Below are 17,626 nucleotides of genomic sequence, written 5' to 3'. Positions count from 1 at the left end.
GCGTGAACAAAGACATCGCGTACCCCCCGCCGCAGTACCACCTCACCCTGGCCGCCATGTCCCCGCACGCCGTCCGGCACATCCGCCGGATCGTCCGCACCTATGCCCTGATGTGGGAGATGCCTCACATCGCCGAGGTGGCCGAGCTCGCTGTCAGTGAGCTCCTCGCCAATGTGGTCCGGCACGTGCCGGACCGCTCGTGCACCGTGCTGCTGATCGCGGAGGAGGGGCGGCTGAGGGTCGAGGTGGGGGACAACTGGCCGCCGTTACCGGCGAGGCGGACGGCCGGGCCGTGGGAGGAGAACGGGCGGGGGCTGGACCTGGTGGACCTGATCACGGACGCCTGGGGCGTCGACCGGACCCCGGCCCGCACCGGGAAGACGGTCTGGTTCGAACTCAAGGCGTGACGGAAGGTGTCTCACCCAGTGGGCGCCGGAATGGACCACCGCAGCGACCCCGTAACCTTGGCGGCGTGACCGTGAACGCTGAAACCCACGCCGGTGGCAACACCTGGCAGTCTCTTCCCGCGGCGCAGCAGCCTGACTGGCCGGACCAAGCGGCTCTGCGCGATGTGATCGCTGAGCTCGAGTCCTATCCGCCGCTCGTCTTCGCGGGCGAGTGCGACGCGCTGCGGCACCGCCTGGGGGCCGTGGCGCGGGGTGAGGCGTTCCTCCTCCAGGGCGGGGACTGCGCCGAGGCGTTCGACGCCGTGGGCGCCGACCAGATCCGCAACAAGCTGAAGACGCTCCTTCAGATGGGCGCCGTGCTGACCTACGCCGGGTCCGTCCCGGTGGTGAAGGTCGGCCGGATCGCCGGGCAGTACAGCAAGCCGCGCTCGAAGCCGACCGAGACCCGGGACGGGGTGACCCTGCCCACCTACCGGGGTGACTCGGTCAACGGCTTCGAGTTCACCGAGGCGGCGCGGATCCCCGATCCGCAGCGCCTCAAGCGCATGTACCAGGCGTCGGCCTCGACGCTGAACCTGGTGCGCGCCTTCACCACCGGTGGCTACGCGGACCTGCGCCAGGTGCACGCCTGGAACCAGGACTTCGTGAAGTCGTCGCCGTCGGGTCAGCGCTACGAGGCGCTGGCGCGCGAGATCGACCGGGCGCTGAACTTCATGAACGCCTGCGGGGTGGACCCGGAGGAGTTCAAGACGGTGGAGTTCTTCGCCTCGCACGAGGCGCTGGTCCTGGACTACGAGTCGGCGCTGACGCGTACCGACTCGCGGACCGGTGACCTGTACGACGTGTCCGGGCACATGGTGTGGATCGGTGAGCGCACCCGGCAGCTGGACGGGGCGCACATCGAGTTCGCGTCCAGGATCCGCAACCCGGTGGGCGTGAAGCTGGGCCCGACGACCACGCCGGAAGAGGCGCTGACGCTGATCGACCGGATCGACCCGGACCGCGAGCCGGGCCGGCTGACCTTCATCACGCGGATGGGCGCGGACAAGGTCCGCGACAAGCTCCCCAACCTGGTGGAGAAGGTGACCGCGTCCGGGGCGCAGGTCGTGTGGGTCTGCGACCCGATGCACGGCAACACCTTCGAGGCGGCCTCCGGGCACAAGACCCGTCGCTTCGACGATGTGCTGGACGAGGTCAAGGGCTTCTTCGAGGTCCACAAGGAGCTGGGCACCCACCCGGGCGGTATCCACGTGGAGCTGACCGGTGACGACGTCACGGAGTGCGTGGGCGGCGGCGACGAGATCTTCGTCGACGATCTGCACCAGCGCTACGAGACGGCCTGCGACCCGCGGCTGAACCGCAGCCAGTCGCTGGACCTGGCGTTCCTGGTGGCGGAGATGTACCGGGACCAGTGAGTCCTGTGAGGTCGGCGGGGCCCATGAGGGCACCGCAAGATCGCTGAGAACGTGAATGGGGCACGGATCACATGGATCCGTGCCCCTCGGCGTTGTGAGGTCCGGCCATGACAGGTAAGGTAAGGGTTACCTCACTGATCATGCTGGTCAACGCTGGAGAGTTCGCGTGTACGTCTGCTCATGCTTCGGTATCACCGAGAAGCAGGTGCGCGAGCACGCGGATACGGGTGCTTGCACACCACGCCAGATCGCCGGCGCCTGCAAGGCGGGCACCGACTGTGGCTCCTGTGTCCGCAAGATCCAGGCATTGCTGGGGCGTGGTTCCTGCCCGCGGCGGGAGAACCTCGATCCGGTGGTGCTGACCCCGGCGGCCGCTGAGGTGTCCGTCGTGGAGCTGCCCGCGGCCGAGGCCGCCTGAGTCCAGGGGATCAGTCGCCCGGCTGCTCGATCTGCTGGGCGATGTAGAGCGCCTCACCGAGCTTCTCGATCAGCCCGAGCTGGGTGTCGAGGTAGTCGATGTGCTCCTCCTCGTCGGCGAGGATGTCCTCGAAGATGTTGGCCGAGGTGATGTCGCCCTTGCTGCGCATCAGCTCGATGCCCCGCTTGAGCCGGTCGATGGCCTCGACCTCCACCTGACGGTCGGCCTGGAACATCTCGGTGACGGTCTGGCCCACCCGGACGTGGAACATCCGCTGGTAATTGGGGAGACCGTCGAGGAGCAGGATCCGGTCGGTGATGATCTCGGCGTGCTTCATCTCGTCGAACGACTCGGACCGGGTGTATTTGGCGAGCCGGGTCCAGCCAAAGTTGTCCTGCATCTTCGAGTGCAGGAAGTACTGATTGATCGCGGTCAGCTCACCGGTCAGCTGCTCGTTCAGGAACTCAAGGACCTCGGGGTCGCCCTGCATCGAAGGGGCTCCTTCCCATCAGTACGGGGAATGCCAGATGCGCGCATCGTCGCATCGTCGCTGGTGGGGCGTCCAGTAAGTGCACGCTTAGTGCGAGTTGCCCCTGCGGATGATCCCCTGGTCACGACCACCCCCGGCGGTCTGAGACCATGGAGTCCATGGGTCAGTCGGAAAGCCGCGAGGGGGAGCTCGCGCAGCTGCCTCCGGGTCAGCGACTGCAACGCGGTTGGCCGGTTACGCACTACGGGCCGGTGCCGAAGTTCAGGCCGGAGCGCTGGGAGTTCCGCGTCTTCGGTGCGACGGCGGACGGCGAGAAGCACTGCTGGACGCATGAGGAGTTCTCGGCGCTGCCGTACTCGACGGTCGTGGCCGACCTCCACTGCGTCACCAAATTCAGCATGCTGGGCGCCGAATGGGGCGGGGTCTCGACGGCGGCGATCGTGGATCTGGCGCCGCCCGCACCGGATGTCACTCATGTGATGGTGTGGGCGGAATACGGCTTCAGCTCGAATATGCGGTTGTCGGACTTCACCGCCTCGACATCGATTTTCGCCACACACAAGGACGGCGAACTGCTGACGGCCGAGCATGGATTTCCGGCGCGTCTGGTCGTTCCCCATCTCTACGCGTGGAAAGGGCCCAAATGGGTCCGGGGCGTGGAATACATGAGGGCCGACCGCCGGGGTTTCTGGGAGGAGCGGGGGTACCACAACCTCGGCGACCCCTGGAAGGAGCAGCGCTACTCCTACCAGGAGGAACTGGGCGACGGGCCCGAGCTCTGAGGGCCGGCGGAAGGCTCAGTGGTGCCGGTGCGCCACGGCGTGCCCCTTGCCGCGCGCGATCATCCACTTGTTCACCGGTGTGGTCACCAGGAACGCGACCGCGAACGACAGGGCCAGACTGAGCCAGAACAGCGCGTCCGACAGGGTCGCCTCCATCGCACCCGGGAAGAGCAGGATCGTGCCGTTGTCGGCCAGTTCCATCACCGCGATGGAGACGGTGTCGGCGGCCAGTGCCACCCGTACCGCCGCGCGCGGTCCCAGTCCGGACCGCAGCACGCCCCAGACGGTGAGCGCGTAGCCGAAGGTGAACGCCAGCACGATCGCCAGCGCCATGGTCGGGACGTCGTGCCAGGCGAGGGCGGTGCCGATGGCCATGCCCAGGATCTCGCCGATGGCGCAGCCGGTGAGGCAGTGCAGGGTGGCCCGTACGGCGGTGGGCCAGCCCGTCGCGGCGGGTGCGCCGTGGTGTTCCATCGGGATCCTCCTGGGGAGCGAGTGACCGGTGGTGGTCCGTCGCCTCGGGGAACGCTATACCCCGGGGGGGTATTCCCGGGGAAGGCTCACCCTCGCTCGCGCCACTCTCACACCGGCCCGCCGTCCCGGAGCTCCTTCAGCCGCGCCACGTCCGCCGCATGCCCCTCCGTACCGCCGGGGGTCTCGATCACCAGTGGCACCCCCTCCGTCGCCGGATGGCCGAACAGCTCGCGGAACGGCTCCGCGCCGATGTGCCCGGCACCGATGTTGGCGTGCCGGTCCTTGTGGGCGCCGACCACGTCCTTGGAGTCATTGGCGTGGATCAGCCTCAGCCGCCCCGGCCCGGTGACCGCCACCAGCTCGTCCAGGGTCTGCTTCATCCCGCCCGTGGCGGCGAGGTCATGGCCCGCGGCGAAGACATGGCAGGTGTCCAGGCAGACGCCCAGCCGCGGATGCCGGTCCAGCACCTCGAAATACGGTCCGAGGTCCTCCACCAGCGCACACAGCGAGGTGCCCTGTCCGGCGGTGGGCTCCAGCAGCAGCCATGGGTCGTCGTCGTGTGTCAGCTCGTCCAGCAGCGGCAGCATCCGCTCCCGCACCTGGGCGAGCGCCGTGCCGCGCTCCCGTCCGCCGGTGGCCGAACCGGTGTGGACCACGACGCCCCGCGCCCCGATCTCCCGTCCGCGGCGCAGTGAATGGCGCAGGGAGTCCACCGAACGCTCGGCGGTGGCCTCGGTGTGCGAGCCGAAGTTGATCAGGTACGGGGCATGGACGTAGGCCGGTATCGACCCCTCGGCGCAGCCGGAGCGGAACGCCTCGTCCTGGGCGGGGGTGCCGGTCGGGGTGGCCCAGCCGCGCGGATTGGCGACGAAGACCTGGACGGTCTCCGCGCCGATGTCCCGGGCGTGGGCGAGGCCGACGGTGGCCAGTCCGCCCGCGACGCGGATATGGCCGCCGACGGGGTTGCGGGTGCGGTGCGTACTCACGGGTCCAAGGGTCCCAGGCATGACGGACGCCCGGGACCGCCGGGGTCCCGGGCGCCGTGGGTGCTGTCGGCGGGGGTGTTTAGAAGACGCCCTCCACCTCGATGGTGATGGTGCTGCCCTTGGGCGCCTTGTCCCCGCCGTCCACCGACTGGTCCTTGATCGTGTCCCCGGCGAACAGCGGCTTGTCGACGTCGACCTCGAAGCCCGCGTCCTCCAGCTCGGTGGTGGCGTCGTCGATGCTCATGCCCTCGACGTCCGGCACCTCGATCATCTGCTGGCCCTTGGAGAGCGTCAGGGTCACGGTGTCGCCCTTGGCGCCCGTCGCGTCGCTCCCGGGGCTCTGCCGGGCGACGGCGCTCTTGTCCTCGTCGGAGAAGACCCGCTGCTTGGCGAGCTTCACCTTGAAGCCCTCGTCCTCCAGCGCGGAGGTGGCGTCGCCGATCGTGTCGCCGACGACATCCGGGATGTCGATCTCGGGCCCGTTGCTGACCACGATCGCCACCGGGGTGTTCGGGCGGCGTACGGAGCCCTCACGAGGGCTGGTGGACAGCACGGTCCCCTGCGGTGTCTCGTCGCTGAACCGCTTGGTGATCCGGCCCACCGAGAGCCCCTGGTCGGCGATCTTCTTCTTCGCCTCGGAGAGACGGGTGCCGACCACATTGGGCACCTCGGCCCGCTCCGGGCCCGCGGAGACGGTGATCGTCACGGTGCCGTTGTCACGGATGCGCGCGCCCACGCCGGGCTTGGTGCTGATGACGTGGTTCCGGTCGACCACATCGCTGTACTCGGTGACGACCTTCACCTCCAGACCGGCGCCGTCCAGCTTCTTCTCGGCCGCCGACCGGCTCATCTTCAGCACCGGCGGGACCTTGGTGAACTGACCGGAGTTGATGTACCAGACCCCGGCGCCGATCCCGAGGGCCAGCAGCACCGCGGCGACGATCGTCACGATCCCGCGCCGCGGCATCCGCCCGCCTCCCCGGCCGCCGCGGTTGCCCCGGCTGCCGCGTCCGCGCCGCCCGGGCGGGTCCTGCGGCAGGTCCAGCCGGCTGGTGCGGTGGAGCTGGTCCTGATCGGCCGCTCCGGCGGCGGGCCGCGGGATCACCGTCGTACGGTTCTCCGCACCGCTGTCCCCGCCCGCGTCCCTGGCCTCCGGCGGAACCGCGTCGAGCTGGGCATTGGTCAGTGCGGCACGGGCCGAGCGGGCCTGGCCGAGCAGCGCGACGGCGTCGGCGGGGCGCAGCGCGATCTCGCGCGCGGTGGCGGAGGCCACCAGGGCGTCCAGCTCGGACGCCACCTCGGGAGCGAGTACGGACGGCGGCGGGACGTCCTCGTTGAGGTGCTGGTAGAGGATCTGGGCCGGGGTGCTGCCGCCGTGCGGCTTGGAGCCGGTCAGCATCTCGTAGAGCACCACGCCACAGGCGTAGACATCGGCCCGCGGATCGGCGGTGCCGTTCTCTATCTGCTCGGGCGCGAGGTAGGAGACGGTGCCCAGGACGCTGCCGGTGGAGGCGCTGGTGTTGGTGTCCACCGCCCGCACCAGGCCGAAGTCGGCGACCTTGACCCGGCCGTCGTCCCCGATCAGCACGTTCTCGGGCTTCATGTCGCGGTGGACGAATCCGGCCCGGTGGGCCGCGCCGAGCGCGGCGAGCACCGGCTCCAGGATGTCGAGCGCGGCGCGCGGCTGGAGGGCCCCGCGCTCGCGCAGTACGTCGCGCAGCGTGCAGCCCGCGACGTACTCCATCGCCAGGTAGACGTGCACACCGTCGGTGCCCTGGTCGTACACGCCGACCACGTTGGAGTGCGCGAGTCTGGCGACGGATTTCGCCTCGCGGATGAAGCGCTCGACGAAGGCGGCGTCGGTGGCGAGGCTCTGGTGCATCACCTTCAGGGCGATGACACGGTCGAGCCGGGTGTCGACGGCGCGGTAGACCGTCGCCATCCCGCCCACGGCGATGCGGGCCTCCACGCGGTAGCGGCCGTCGAGCACCTGCCCGACAAGGGGGTCCTGGAGCGTCGTATCCACGAGAGAGCAGTTTACGGACCGTCCCGGGGCGGTCATCACGCCCACCTGGGGTGGGGCCCGGTTTGAAGCCGAACGGTGACACCTGTGGGTCAGTTGTGCGACGCGGCGGCCAGGGCGGCCAGCTCCTCCAGGGCCGAGGTCCAGGCCAGGGCGGCGTACTCGGCGTGCCGTGCCCTGGCCTCCTCGGACACGTCCAGGGCGCGGATCCCGGATTCCGTCAGGCGGAGCCGGGTGCCCTCGCCCTCCGGGGCGATCCGGAACTCCACCAGGGTGGCGTCGCCCGCCTCGGTGCCGGGGCGGTCCGGTTCCCGGGCCAGCCGGAAGCGGAAGAGGGCGTCCGGTACCGCCTTCTCCACCCGGCCGTGGAACTCGCCGTGCTCGTCCCAGCGGAAGCGGAGGATGCCGCCGGGGCGCAGCTCCAGTTCACAGCCCCCGAAGGCGTACCAGGCGCGGATGTGCTCGGGCGTCGTCAGCACCCGCCACACCCGGTCGACGGGCGCGGCGATGTACACCTCGCGCTCGATCTGGTCGGCCACGGTCACGGTCACGGCGACCACCTCCGGCTTCCACGGTAGGCGGGGCGCCGTGCCCATGACGCGACGAGCCGCCGGGGAGGGCCCGGCCGGGCCGTGTGGCTCGCTCCCGCCCCGGCGACGCGAGCCACACGGCCCGCCGTCGGCACCGACACCGCGGGGCCGACCCGGTCCGGTCCGCGTGACGCGGTAGCGGTGCCGCGTCAGCCGGGGTCCGTCCCGCTCGCCCGCCCTGGCACGGCTGCCCCCGGCTACCGCTGGGCGGTGCCGCTGTGGCGCGGCCGGTCCGGGCGGGTCCTTCCCCCGGACTCCGTCCGGGGGTGCCCCGCGCGGCAGGTCCGGCGGTCGCGGGCCCGGCCGCATCACGACGCCGGGGCCCGGCTCCCTAGAAGGCGGGCCGCTCCGGGTCCAGCGCGGCCCTGCCCTCCGCCGGGGACGACGCCTCCGCGAAGTGGCGGCGCGGGATCCGGCCCGCCCGGCGGGCCAGCCGCCCCGCCTCCACCGCGTGCCGCATCGCCGCCGCCATCAGGGCGGGCTCCCGGGCCCGTGTCACGGCCGAGGCGAGCATCACCGCGGCACAGCCCAGCTCCATCGCGAGCGAGGCGTCCGAGGCGGTGCCCGCGCCCGCGTCGAGGATCACCGGCACGGTGGCCCGCTCGACGATCAGCTCGAAGTTATGCGGATTGCGGATGCCGAGGCCGGAGCCGATGGGCGAGCCCAGCGGCATGATCGCGGCGCAGCCCACGTCCTCCAGCTTCCGGGCGAGCACCGGGTCGTCACTGGTGTACGGCAGCACCGTGAAACCGTCGTCCACCAGGGTCTCGGCGGCGTCCAGCAGCTCCACGGGGTCGGGGAGGAGGGTGCGCTCATCGGCCACCACCTCCAGCTTCACCCAGTCCGTGCCCAGCGCCTCCCGGGCCAGCCGCGCGGTCAGCACGGCCTCGCCCGAGGTGAAACAGCCCGCGGTGTTGGGCAGCGGGCGGATGCCGTGCCGGTCCAGTACGGAGAGCACCGAACCCTGCACCGTGGGGTCGAGACGCCGCATGGCCACGGTCGTCAGCTCGGTCCCGGAGGCGAGCAGGGCGCGCTCCAGGATCTCCAGACTGGGCGCCCCGCCGGTGCCCATGATCAGCCGGGAGCCGAACGCGGTCCCGGCGATGGTCAGCGGGTCGGCGGCGGGCGCGGCGGCCCCGTTCCCGGCGGCCGCGGTGTCCCTCGTGGTGGTGGTCATGGCTCAGCCTCCCTGGACCGCGGTGAGGACCTCGACGCGGTCGCCCTCGCCCAGCGCCGTCAGCGGCCACTGGCCGCGCGGCACCACCGTCTCGTTGACGGCCGCGGCGACGCCCGAGGGCGCCCGGGTGAGGGTGGCCACCAGCAGGTCGAGGGTGGTGCCCTCGGTGATCTCGCGGGGTTCCCCGTTGACGGAGACGGTCATGCGGGCTGCTCCTGTGGTGCGGTGATCGGGGACCGGGCGGCGCCGTCGAACCGGTGCGGGGTGAACGCGCGCGCCACCGGCGGGAGTTCTCCGCCGGTCAGCGCCTCGGCCATGACATCGCCCGTGACCGGGGTGAGAAGGACGCCGTTGCGGAAGTGGCCGGTGGCCAGCTGGAGCCCCGGCAGCGCGGTCGGCCCGAGGAAGGGGCCGTTGTCGGGGGAGCCGGGGCGCAGCCCGGCACAGCTCTCCACGAGCGGCAGTTCGGTGATGCCGGGGATCAACTCATGGGCGTCGCGCAGCAGCTCGTAGACCCCGCCCGCGGTGACCGTGGTGTCCCAGCCGGACTCCTCGGAGGTGGCGCCGATCACCAGCTCGCCGTCGAGCCGCGGGACGAGGTAGACGTCGGTGCCGCGCACCACGGCCCGCACCACCCGGGACAGGAACGGCCGGCAGGGGGCGGGCACGGTCAGCCGCAGCACCTGGCCCTTGACCGGACGCACCGGCGGCAGCACCTCCGGGGGCACGCCCGCCAGCCGCGCGCTCCGGCTCCCGGCGGCCAGGACGGTCTGCCCGGCGGACAGCCGGGTGCCGTCGGCCAGCTCGGCGCCCGTGGCGCGGCCCCCGCCGACCGTCAGCCGCTCGGCCAGGACACGGTGGAGGACCACCCCGGCCCGTTGGCAGGCGCGCAGCAGGGCCGCCGTCAGCCGCCGCGGATCCACCTGGTGGTCGCCGTCGATGCGCATCCCGCCGCGGACGCCGGGGGCCAGCATCGGCTCCAGACGGCGGCATTCGCGTCCGGTGAGCCACTCCACGGGCAGCCCGTGGCGCTGGTGCCGTTCGTGGAGGTCGCGCAGATGGGCGCGGTCGTCGGCGTCGAGCGCCACCATGAGCGTGCCGCAGGCGCGGTAGCCGACCTCCTGGCCGCCCGCCTCCTCCACCTCCGCCACGAACTCCGGATAGCGGGCCGCGGAGGCGAGGTTGAGATCCAGCAGCGCGTGCTCGCCGTACTGGAACTCGCCGACGGATCCCAGCATCCCGGCCGCCACCATGGCCGCCCCGCCGCCCGGTGCCGGGTCCACGAGCGCGGTGCGCAGCCCGCGCTGGGCCGCCCGCCAGGCGGTGACCAGACCGATGGTGCCGCCCCCGATGACCAGGGCGTCGTACGAGGTCCCCCCGGTGACCGATGCGCGCATGGGCATACTGCCTCTCCCTTCGCCGGCATGACCCGGATCAGGTTCGTACGGTCGGAGGCCGTCCCAGCCTCCCTCTCAGCCCGGTGCGTCCGAACTCCCGCGAGTGCTCTGTGGCGCCACCCTAGTACGAGCCCCGAAGGGCCCGGAAGGGCGAACCGGACGAGCCGGGAATCACGGCGGCAACCCGCCCATCCCCGCGCCGATCTTGTAAGGGAGATCTCGCCCCGCGCTCTGCGGTGCGCCCCGCGTACCGCCATACAGTGATCGTGTGAGCGATGAGACGACGAGGACGGCGTCCACGGTGGGCAGCGGGCAGCGCGTGGTGATCGTCGGCGCGGGCATGGCGGGGGTGCAGACCGCCGTCGCGCTGCGCGAGGAGGGCTGGGCCGGGGAGATCCTGCTGCTGGGGGCCGAACCCCACCAGCCGTACGACCGGCCCCCGCTGTCCAAGGCCGTGCTGCTCGGCAAGGCCGAAGGGTCCGCGTTCGACGTGGACTTCCAGGCCCTCGGCATCGAGCTGCGGCTCGGGGTGACGGTCTCCGCGCTGGAGGCCGGGGCGAAGCGGCTGGAGACCGAGTCCGGACCGGTGCCCTACGACGTCGTGGTGCTCGCCACCGGCGCGGAGCCGGTGGCCCTGCCCGGCAGCGAGGGCGTTCCCGGCGTCCACCTGCTGCGCACCCTGGACGACGCCGAGCGGCTGCGCCCGGTGCTCGCCCGGCAGCACGAGATCGTGGTGGTGGGGGCGGGCTGGATCGGCGCGGAGTTCGCCACCGCCGCCCGGGAGGCGGGCTGCGCGGTCACCGTCGTCGAGGCCGCCGACCGGCCGCTGGCGGGCGCCCTCCCGGCCGAGGTGGCCGCGCCGATGGCCGGCTGGTACGCGGACTACGGCGCCACCCTGGTCACCGGCGCGCGGGTGGACGGCGTGGACGAGACCGGGCTGCTGCTCGGCGACGGCACCCGGCTGCGGGCGGGCGCGGTGGTGGTGGGGATCGGGGCGCGGCCCGCCACGGGCTGGCTCACGGGCTCCGGCGTGGAACTGGCGGACGACCGGTCCGTCGCCGCCGACGAACGGCTGCGCACCTCGGTGGAGGACGTCTACGCGGTCGGCGACTGCGCGTCCTTCCCCTCCGCGCGCTACGGCACCCGGCTGCTGGTGCACCACTGGGACAACGCGCTCCAGGGGCCGCGCACGGTCGCCGCCAACGTCGTGGGCAGCCGGACCGCCGCCCACACCGGCGTCGCGGTCTACGACCCGGTGCCCTACTTCTGGTCCGAGCAGTTCGGGCGGTTCATCCAGTACGCGGGTCACCACGAGGAGGCCGACGAACTGGTGTGGCGGGGCGATCCGGCCGGGGCGTCCTGGGCGGTCTGCTGGCTGCGGGACGGGGCGCTGGTCGCCCTGCTGGCCGTCGGCCGTCCGCGCGATCTGGCCCAGGGCCGCAAGCTGATCGAACGCGGCGCCCGGCTGGACCGGACCCGGGCCACGGACCCCTCGGTGCCGCTGAAGTCCGCCGTTTCCTGACCGTTCCCGTGCGTCCCGCCGGCGCGGGGCGTGACGGGGGGCGGGGGCCGTGCGGGACGGGCGGTGCGGCCCGCACGGCGGACACCCGGCTACCCACTGTCAGTCCCAGATGGCAGGCTTGTTCCCGTGACCGAGATTGACGCAAAGATCGATGCTCTCGTCCCCGCCTGGCTCACGCTCCCCGACGCCGCCGAGAAGCTCGGTGTCGAGGTGACCCGCGTCCGGCAGCTGGTCAAGGAAGGCCAGCTGATCGCGGTGCGCCGCGGCGAGAACCGGGTCCTCCAGGTGCCCGAGGAGTTCATCGGTGACGGCAAGGTCGTCAAGGGCCTCGTGGGGACCTTGACGCTTCTGAAGGACGACGGCTTCAGTGACGAAGAGATGCTGGAGTGGCTTTTCACCCCTGACCCGACCCTGCCCGGCACCCCGGCGCGGGCCCTGACCGAGAACCGCGGCACGGAAGTGAAGCGCCGGGCGCAGGCCCTGGCCGTCTGACCGCGTTCCGCATCATCACCTCGGCGTACGGGCGGGGCATGGATCCCGCCCGTACGCCGCCGACCCGGGGGGACCCGCCACACCCATGGCCGCCACCAGCCCGTCCACCGGCACCTCCGCCGGCCCGTCCGCGTCCGCCGGCTCCGTCCGGGAGAAGCTCGCCGACGCCCGGCTGTACCTGTGCACCGACGCCCGGAAGCGCCAGGGCGACCTGCCGGAGTTCCTGGACGCCGTGCTCTCCTCCGGGGTGGACATCGTCCAGCTCCGTGACAAGGGCATGGAGGCGGCCGAGGAACTGGACCACTTGGCCGTGCTCGCCGAGGCGTGCCGCCGCCATGGCACCCTGCTGGCCGTCAACGACCGCGCGGACGTCGCCCACGCCATCGGCGCCGATGTCCTCCACCTGGGCCAGGGCGACCTCCCGGTTCCGGCTGCCCGCGCGATCCTCGGCCGGGACGTGCTGATCGGCCGCTCCACCCATGCCGAGGCGGAGGTGGACGCGGCGGTCTCCCAGCCCGGTGTGGACTACTTCTGCACCGGCCCCTGCTGGCCCACCCCCACCAAGCCGGGCCGCCCCGCCCCGGGGCTGTCGCTGGTGCGGTACACGGCCGCGCTGCGCCCGGCCCGCCCCTGGTTCGCCATCGGCGGTATCGACGCGTCCAACCTGGACGAGGCGCTGGAGGCGGGGGCGCGCCGGATCGTGGTGGTCCGGGCGATCACCGCCGCCGACGACCCGGCGGAGGCGGCGGCGGGGCTGGCCAAGCGGATCCGGGCGGCATAGTTCCACCGGGCGGACCGGACGGCCGCTCCTGGGCTGCGACGCAGGTGAGGGCGGACGGCGGGGGTGTCCGCACTGCGGGACGCGCCCCCGGCAAAAGGTAAATATCGGCCTCTCGGGTGGGCGTGGTCCACCCCGCTGGCTAACCTTCCCAATATGGCCCTAGGCACCGCTTCCACCAGGACCGATCGCGCGCGGACCGTGCGTGATCTGCTCGCGTCGGGCGAGCAGTCGTACTCCTTCGAGTTCTTCGCCCCCAAGACGGCGAAGGGTGAGCACACGCTGTGGAACGCCATCCGCCGGCTGGAGGCCGTCTCGCCGACCTTCGTCTCCGTGACGTACGGCGCCGGCGGCTCCTCCCGCGAGGGCACGGTGCGCGCCACCGAGCGCATCGCGACCGACACCACCCTGACCCCCGTCGCCCATCTGACCGCGGTCAGCCACTCCCGCGCCGAGCTGCGCAACATCATCGGCCAGTACGCCGACGCCGGGATCCGGAACATGCTCGCGCTGCGCGGCGACCCGCCGGGCGATCCGCTGGGGGAGTGGGTCCGGCACCCCGAGGGCCTGGACTTCGCCATCGAGCTGGTCCGGCTGATCAAGGAGTCGGGCGACTTCTGCGTGGGCGTCGCGGCCTTCCCCGAGATGCACCCCCGCTCCGCGGACTGGGACACCGATGTCCGCCACTTCGTGGACAAGTGCCGGGCGGGCGCCGACTTCGCCATCACGCAGATGTTCTTCTACCCGGAGGACTATCTGCGGCTGCGCGACCGAGTGGCCGCAGCGGGCTGTACGACGCCCATCATCCCTGAAATCATGCCGGTCACGAACGTGCGGCAGATCGAGCGGTTCGCCAAGCTCAGCAATGCGGCTTTCCCGCCCGAGCTCGCGGAGAGGATCCTGGCCGTCAAGGACGACGCCGCCGCTGTACGCTCGATCGGGATCGACTACGCCACCGAGCTGTGTGCGCGGTTGATGGCCGAGGAGATCCCCGGGCTGCACTTCATTACCCTGAACCACTCCACGGCGACGCTGGAAATCTACGAGAACCTGGGACTGCATCAGCGGTCCTCGTAACGGCAGCCGACGGGCGGCCGCACTGAGAGGGGCGGGCATGGGCTGGACGGTCCTCTACATCGCGTTCGGGATCGTCGCGCTGTGGCTGCTGGGCGAGGTCCTGCTGCAGTACAAGGCGCGGCTGCGCTGGCGGCTGCTGGCGTTCGTCGGCTTCCTCGGCGTGGTGGCCGGGGTGCTCGTCCCGTCCGTACTGGTGATCGTGATCGGCGCGGTCGCCTTCGCGACCGGCCAGACCTATGTGACCCTCTCGTTCCGGCGCGGCTTCGCGGCCGGGTGGGCGCTGCGCGGCGGACTGCCGGGGCTGAGCCGGGGCCGGGACGAGGAGCGTGCCGGACCGCCCGAGCCGGAGCCGATCCTCCAGGTCTCGGACCTGGAGGACGTCCCGGTCGCCCCCATGGAACCGCCCACCTACCGGCCCGAGCCGATGCCCGACGACACCGGTGAGTACGGCGTCTACGACGATGCCTCGCCCTTCGCGCCCTCCCAGCCCGCCGGGGCGGCGGCGTACGGCGGGGGCGCCGACGACGGCTACAGCGCCTACGAGACCTACGGCGGCTATGGCTCACAGGACACCGGCCAGGGCCACGCCTACGGCCAGGGCGCGTACGCCGACGCGGGCCAGATGGGTCAGATGGGCCAGCAGCAGGCCCCGCAGGGTCAGCAGGGCGCCTACGACTACGGCAACGAGGCGTACGCGGCGTACGGCGATCCGTACGGCGGTGCCCAGCCCCAGCAGCAGCCGCACGCCGACCCCTACGCACAGGCGCAGCCGTACGGCCAGCAGCCGTACGCCGATCCGTACGCCGCCTACGGGCAGGACCCGTACGGCACCGACCCGTTGGGCGGCGATCCGCTCACCGGTGACCACTGGGCGGCAGGCGGCGGGTACCCGGCACAGGGCCAGTACGCCCCGGGCGGTGACGCGATGCAGCCGGGCGGCACCTGGGTCCCGCAGCAGCGCGACGGGGAGACCCAGCCCCCGGCCGAGCAGCCGTACCCCTACCAGCAGCCGGGGTTCCAGCAGGGCTACGACGAGCAGTACCGCTACTGAGCGCCCGGGGCGCCTGAGCGCCCGTCACTGCGAACCGCGGAAGTCCTCGCCCTCGACGATCAGACCGGCGACCAGCGCGCCGGACATCCCGGTATGGGCCAGACCGCCGCCCGGATGGGCCCAGCCACCCGCCAGGTACAGCCCCGGCAGCCGGGTGAGGTTGGCCGGGCGCAGCAGACGGCCCCCGGCGCCCGCGAGCGCCGGGCCGGGGACCGCGCCACCACGTGCGCCGGTGTCCGCCTCGGTGTCGACCGGAGTGCGGACCTCCCGCCACAGCACCCGTTCCGCGAGGTCCGGGATCACCATCTTGGCCGCCGTCATCAGACCGTCCGCGTCGTCCTCGGCGGCCTCGCGGTCGGTCCAGTCCACCGGGCCGTGCGGGGCGACCACGGCGGTGAGCGTGACCGCCTCGTGGTCCGCGTCCGGGCACACCGTGGGGTCGTCCGGGCGGAGCACGGTCACCGTGGGGCGCAGACAGGGCTTGCGCAGGGCGCGGCCGTCACCGAAGACCCCGGCCAGCTCCGCGGTGCGGTCCGGGGCGTGCACCACGGTGCGGTGCGGGGTGTCCGCGGGGCGGGCCCCGCGCAGCGCCAGATACACCGTGAGACGGCCCGGGGTGCCGTTGCCGGGGCCGAGTTCGGGGGAGACGTCGCCCTCGTCCCAGGGGTGCCGTCCGCCGAGCATCCCGGGCAGCAGCGCCGGGTCGACGGCCGCGACCACCGCGTCCGCCTCCACGGCGGTGCCGTCGGCCAGTTCCAGGCCCGCCGCGCGGCCGTTCTCCTCGATGACGCGGATGACCTCGGCGCCGAACCGGAACTCCACGCGCCGCCGGCGGCAGCGCTCGTACAGCGCGTCGGCCAGGGCCCGCATCCCGCCGCGCACGTACCAGGTGCCGAAGGTCTGCTCCAGATAGGGCAGCACGGTGGCCGCGGCGGGGGCGGTGCGCGGGTCGAGGCCGTGGGCCAGGACGTGGCTCTCCAGCAGGGCGACCGCCCGCGGGTCCCTCAGCTCGCGCCGCGCCACATCGGCGAGGGTGGCCGGGCGCCGGGCGCCGTACCAGCGCCGCACCGGGGCGGCCGGATACGGATCGCGGCCCAGGACCCGCCAGTCGGCGCGCAGCGGCTCCTCCAGCAGCGGTCTGCGGGTGGCGTCCCAGACCTCACGGGCCCGGTTGACCAGATCGCTCCAGCGCTCGCCCGCGCCCGCGCCGAGGGCGGCGTCCATGGCCTGGCTCACCCCGCCGTGCGAGGCGTTGGGCAGCACCAGCGCGGTGCCGTCGGCGAAGAGGTGGCGGGCGGCCGGATCGACCTGGACCAGCTCGACGCTCCGCTCCAGCGGCTCCTTGCCGGTCTTCACGAACAGGTCCCGGTAGACGGCGGGCAGGTGCAGCAGCCCCGGGCCGGTGTCGAAGGAGAAGCCGTCGCGCTCGAAGCGCCCGACCCCGCCGCCGTGGGTCGCGCCGCGCTCGTGGACCACCACCTGGTGGCCCGCGACGGCCAGCCGGGCCGCCGTCGCCATGGCGCCCATCCCCGCGCCGATCACCGCAATCCGTGCCATGACCACGACTTTATCCGCCGCCGCGGACACCGGTGGACGGTGGCCGGGGGCACGGCCGTGGGGAGGAGCGCGGGGGGTCTGAGTACGCGTACTCAGACCGGGAGATGAGTAGCCGCGCGGATGGGCCGGATCCCGTCCGGACGGGAGAGTGGAGCACACGGAAGGGCGCTCGCCGGACCGCCGACACGGGGCGGCGGAACGGCGGGGGCCCGGACATACCGGGGGCGTACGGGGGAGCCACCGCTGCCACGGTGGCTCTTACGGGGGAGTTACGGGGGGAGGCGCTGTTCCGGCGCGGGACCGATGGGGGTCGAAACCGCGCCGGGACAGCGCCTTCTGCCGTGTCCGCGTGTCCTGGTGAGCCGTCAGCCCGGGGCAACGGCGCCGCCGCCCACCCGGCCCTGGAGCAGCAGCGAGAGCGCCGCGTGCACATCGTCCAGCGACCGTTCGGGCTGGTACGACTGCCAGTCCAGCGCGGCCACCAGGACCATGCCGAACAGCGCCGAGGCGGTCAGCGGGATGTCGATGTCCTCGCTCAGCTCGCCCGCGGTCACACCGTCCCGCAACTCGGCCTCGATCACCGCTATGGCGCGCTGCCGGACCATCATCAGGGTGGACTGCCAGGCGCGGTTGGTGCGCCACAGCTCGGCCACGTACAGCTGGGTGAGGGCCGGATAGCGGGAGATGAAGTGCAGCCCGGCCCGGATCATCGCGTCCAGGCCGTCCACATGGCCGCCGCCGCGTTCGGCGTTCTCGTCGGAGGCGTGCTGGAGCGACGTGGTCAGCAGCTCCACACCGTGCCGCAGCAGCTCCTCGAAGAGGACGGTCTTGCTCGCGAAGTTGTAGTAGACCGTGCCCTTGGCGACCCCCGCCCGCTCGGCGATCTCGTCCACGGTGGTGGAGGAGAAGCCCTGTTCCGCGATGAGGGTGACCGCTGCCTCGAAGAGCTTCTGCCGGGTGGCCTGGCGGCGTGTGTTGCTGCTGTCCATG

19 protein-coding genes and 1 riboswitch are annotated in these 17,626 nt (G+C 72.5%); of the genes, 9 read left to right on the top strand and 10 right to left on the bottom strand.

What is annotated here, in order from left to right; translation table 11 throughout:
• Positions 1-2: 2 nt before the first annotated feature.
• From AC07FT_RS00430 to AC07FT_RS00420, 3 genes are all read left to right on the top strand, one after another.
• Positions 3-407, top strand: coding sequence for an ATP-binding protein (locus AC07FT_RS00430; protein ID WP_479172801.1), 405 nt, complete (start codon positions 3-5; stop codon positions 405-407).
• 65 nt (positions 408-472) lie between these two features.
• Positions 473-1,822 (top strand): class II 3-deoxy-7-phosphoheptulonate synthase, encoded by a 1,350-nt coding sequence (locus tag AC07FT_RS00425; protein ID WP_431776033.1) that lies wholly within the window; start codon positions 473-475, stop codon positions 1,820-1,822.
• A gap of 166 nt (positions 1,823-1,988) precedes the next feature.
• The gene (locus AC07FT_RS00420) at positions 1,989-2,240 is read left to right on the top strand and encodes a (2Fe-2S)-binding protein (RefSeq protein WP_432039730.1); all 252 of its coding nucleotides are present in this window, start codon (positions 1,989-1,991) and stop codon (positions 2,238-2,240) included.
• Positions 2,241-2,250: 10 nt separating this feature from the next.
• On the opposite strand, the gene bfr is transcribed toward AC07FT_RS00420, so the two are convergent.
• Positions 2,251-2,730, bottom strand: coding sequence for a bacterioferritin (gene bfr, locus AC07FT_RS00415; RefSeq protein WP_254743185.1), 480 nt, complete (start codon positions 2,728-2,730; stop codon positions 2,251-2,253).
• A gap of 149 nt (positions 2,731-2,879) precedes the next feature.
• Between bfr and AC07FT_RS00410 the strand changes: the two genes are divergently transcribed.
• Positions 2,880-3,512 carry a sulfite oxidase-like oxidoreductase gene (locus AC07FT_RS00410; RefSeq protein WP_254743183.1) on the top strand — a complete coding sequence of 211 codons (633 nt, stop codon included), beginning with the start codon at positions 2,880-2,882 and terminating at the stop codon, positions 3,510-3,512.
• Between the two features lie 15 nt (positions 3,513-3,527).
• Here AC07FT_RS00410 and AC07FT_RS00405 read toward each other — a convergent pair whose 3' ends face one another.
• From AC07FT_RS00405 to thiO, 7 genes are all read right to left on the bottom strand, one after another.
• The gene (locus tag AC07FT_RS00405) at positions 3,528-3,986 is read right to left on the bottom strand and encodes a DUF4396 domain-containing protein (protein ID WP_479172798.1); all 459 of its coding nucleotides are present in this window, start codon (positions 3,984-3,986) and stop codon (positions 3,528-3,530) included.
• A 107-nt stretch (positions 3,987-4,093) separates the two neighbouring features.
• The gene (locus tag AC07FT_RS00400) at positions 4,094-4,993 is read right to left on the bottom strand and encodes a deoxyribonuclease IV (protein WP_479172796.1); all 900 of its coding nucleotides are present in this window, start codon (positions 4,991-4,993) and stop codon (positions 4,094-4,096) included.
• Positions 4,994-5,051: 58 nt separating this feature from the next.
• Positions 5,052-6,998, bottom strand: a complete 1,947-nt coding sequence (pknB, locus tag AC07FT_RS00395) for a Stk1 family PASTA domain-containing Ser/Thr kinase (RefSeq protein WP_479172795.1) — start codon at positions 6,996-6,998, stop codon at positions 5,052-5,054.
• 89 nt (positions 6,999-7,087) lie between these two features.
• Positions 7,088-7,546, bottom strand: a complete 459-nt coding sequence (locus AC07FT_RS00390; protein WP_479172794.1) for an SRPBCC domain-containing protein — start codon at positions 7,544-7,546, stop codon at positions 7,088-7,090.
• A gap of 370 nt (positions 7,547-7,916) precedes the next feature.
• Positions 7,917-8,762: a thiazole synthase gene (locus AC07FT_RS00385; RefSeq protein ID WP_479172793.1), complete on the bottom strand. Its 846-nt coding sequence runs from the start codon at positions 8,760-8,762 to the stop codon at positions 7,917-7,919.
• Positions 8,763-8,765: 3 nt separating this feature from the next.
• Positions 8,766-8,966, bottom strand: coding sequence for a sulfur carrier protein ThiS (gene thiS, locus AC07FT_RS00380; protein WP_254743168.1), 201 nt, complete (start codon positions 8,964-8,966; stop codon positions 8,766-8,768).
• The gene (thiO, locus tag AC07FT_RS00375) at positions 8,963-10,165 is read right to left on the bottom strand and encodes a glycine oxidase ThiO (protein WP_479172791.1); all 1,203 of its coding nucleotides are present in this window, start codon (positions 10,163-10,165) and stop codon (positions 8,963-8,965) included. The genes thiS and thiO overlap by 4 nt, the downstream gene beginning before the upstream one ends.
• Positions 10,157-10,270: riboswitch (TPP riboswitch) on the bottom strand. It overlaps the preceding gene by 9 nt.
• Before the next feature lie 229 nt (positions 10,271-10,499).
• Between thiO and AC07FT_RS00370 the strand changes: the two genes are divergently transcribed.
• The 5 genes from AC07FT_RS00370 (at position 10,500) to AC07FT_RS00350 (ending at position 15,079) form a co-directional block, all read left to right on the top strand.
• Positions 10,500-11,681, top strand: coding sequence for an NAD(P)/FAD-dependent oxidoreductase (locus tag AC07FT_RS00370; RefSeq protein WP_479173349.1), 1,182 nt, complete (start codon positions 10,500-10,502; stop codon positions 11,679-11,681).
• Between the two features lie 126 nt (positions 11,682-11,807).
• Positions 11,808-12,173, top strand: a complete 366-nt coding sequence (locus tag AC07FT_RS00365) for an Rv2175c family DNA-binding protein (RefSeq protein WP_254743163.1) — start codon at positions 11,808-11,810, stop codon at positions 12,171-12,173.
• 85 nt (positions 12,174-12,258) lie between these two features.
• Entirely contained in the window at positions 12,259-12,954 is a 696-nt protein-coding gene (gene thiE / locus AC07FT_RS00360) for a thiamine phosphate synthase (protein WP_479172788.1), read from the top strand.
• A gap of 153 nt (positions 12,955-13,107) precedes the next feature.
• Positions 13,108-14,028 carry a methylenetetrahydrofolate reductase [NAD(P)H] gene (gene metF / locus AC07FT_RS00355; RefSeq protein WP_471195733.1) on the top strand — a complete coding sequence of 307 codons (921 nt, stop codon included), beginning with the start codon at positions 13,108-13,110 and terminating at the stop codon, positions 14,026-14,028.
• A 37-nt stretch (positions 14,029-14,065) separates the two neighbouring features.
• Entirely contained in the window at positions 14,066-15,079 is a 1,014-nt protein-coding gene (locus AC07FT_RS00350; protein WP_479172786.1) for a hypothetical protein, read from the top strand.
• A gap of 24 nt (positions 15,080-15,103) precedes the next feature.
• On the opposite strand, the gene AC07FT_RS00345 is transcribed toward AC07FT_RS00350, so the two are convergent.
• Positions 15,104-16,636 carry a phytoene desaturase family protein gene (locus AC07FT_RS00345; RefSeq protein WP_479172784.1) on the bottom strand — a complete coding sequence of 511 codons (1,533 nt, stop codon included), beginning with the start codon at positions 16,634-16,636 and terminating at the stop codon, positions 15,104-15,106.
• Positions 16,637-17,001: 365 nt separating this feature from the next.
• The gene (locus AC07FT_RS00340) at positions 17,002-17,625 is read right to left on the bottom strand and encodes a TetR/AcrR family transcriptional regulator (RefSeq protein ID WP_479172782.1); all 624 of its coding nucleotides are present in this window, start codon (positions 17,623-17,625) and stop codon (positions 17,002-17,004) included.
• Position 17,626 lies beyond the last annotated feature (1 nt).

The organism is Streptomyces sp. NPDC045899, from assembly GCF_056431485.1.
This window is presented reverse-complemented; position numbering and strand designations above follow the sequence as displayed.

What these genes read in the sequence shown, in the direction of transcription:
- bfr (WP_254743185.1), bottom strand. Translation starts at nt 2,730, where the DNA reads ATGCAGGGCGACCCCGAGGTCCTTGAGTTCCTGAACGAGCAGCTGACC.
- AC07FT_RS00345 (WP_479172784.1), bottom strand. Translation starts at nt 16,636, where the DNA reads ATGGCACGGATTGCGGTGATCGGCGCGGGGATGGGCGCCATGGCGACG.
- AC07FT_RS00385 (WP_479172793.1), bottom strand. Translation starts at nt 8,762, where the DNA reads ATGACCACCACCACGAGGGACACCGCGGCCGCCGGGAACGGGGCCGCC.
- AC07FT_RS00400 (WP_479172796.1), bottom strand. Translation starts at nt 4,993, where the DNA reads ATGCCTGGGACCCTTGGACCCGTGAGTACGCACCGCACCCGCAACCCC.
- AC07FT_RS00370 (WP_479173349.1), top strand. Translation starts at nt 10,500, where the DNA reads ATGGCGGGGGTGCAGACCGCCGTCGCGCTGCGCGAGGAGGGCTGGGCC.
- thiO (WP_479172791.1), bottom strand. Translation starts at nt 10,165, where the DNA reads ATGCCCATGCGCGCATCGGTCACCGGGGGGACCTCGTACGACGCCCTG.
- AC07FT_RS00350 (WP_479172786.1), top strand. Translation starts at nt 14,066, where the DNA reads ATGGGCTGGACGGTCCTCTACATCGCGTTCGGGATCGTCGCGCTGTGG.
- AC07FT_RS00405 (WP_479172798.1), bottom strand. Translation starts at nt 3,986, where the DNA reads ATGGAACACCACGGCGCACCCGCCGCGACGGGCTGGCCCACCGCCGTA.
- metF (WP_471195733.1), top strand. Translation starts at nt 13,108, where the DNA reads ATGGCCCTAGGCACCGCTTCCACCAGGACCGATCGCGCGCGGACCGTG.
- AC07FT_RS00410 (WP_254743183.1), top strand. Translation starts at nt 2,880, where the DNA reads ATGGAGTCCATGGGTCAGTCGGAAAGCCGCGAGGGGGAGCTCGCGCAG.
- AC07FT_RS00340 (WP_479172782.1), bottom strand. Translation starts at nt 17,625, where the DNA reads ATGGACAGCAGCAACACACGCCGCCAGGCCACCCGGCAGAAGCTCTTC.
- thiE (WP_479172788.1), top strand. Translation starts at nt 12,259, where the DNA reads ATGGCCGCCACCAGCCCGTCCACCGGCACCTCCGCCGGCCCGTCCGCG.
- thiS (WP_254743168.1), bottom strand. Translation starts at nt 8,966, where the DNA reads ATGACCGTCTCCGTCAACGGGGAACCCCGCGAGATCACCGAGGGCACC.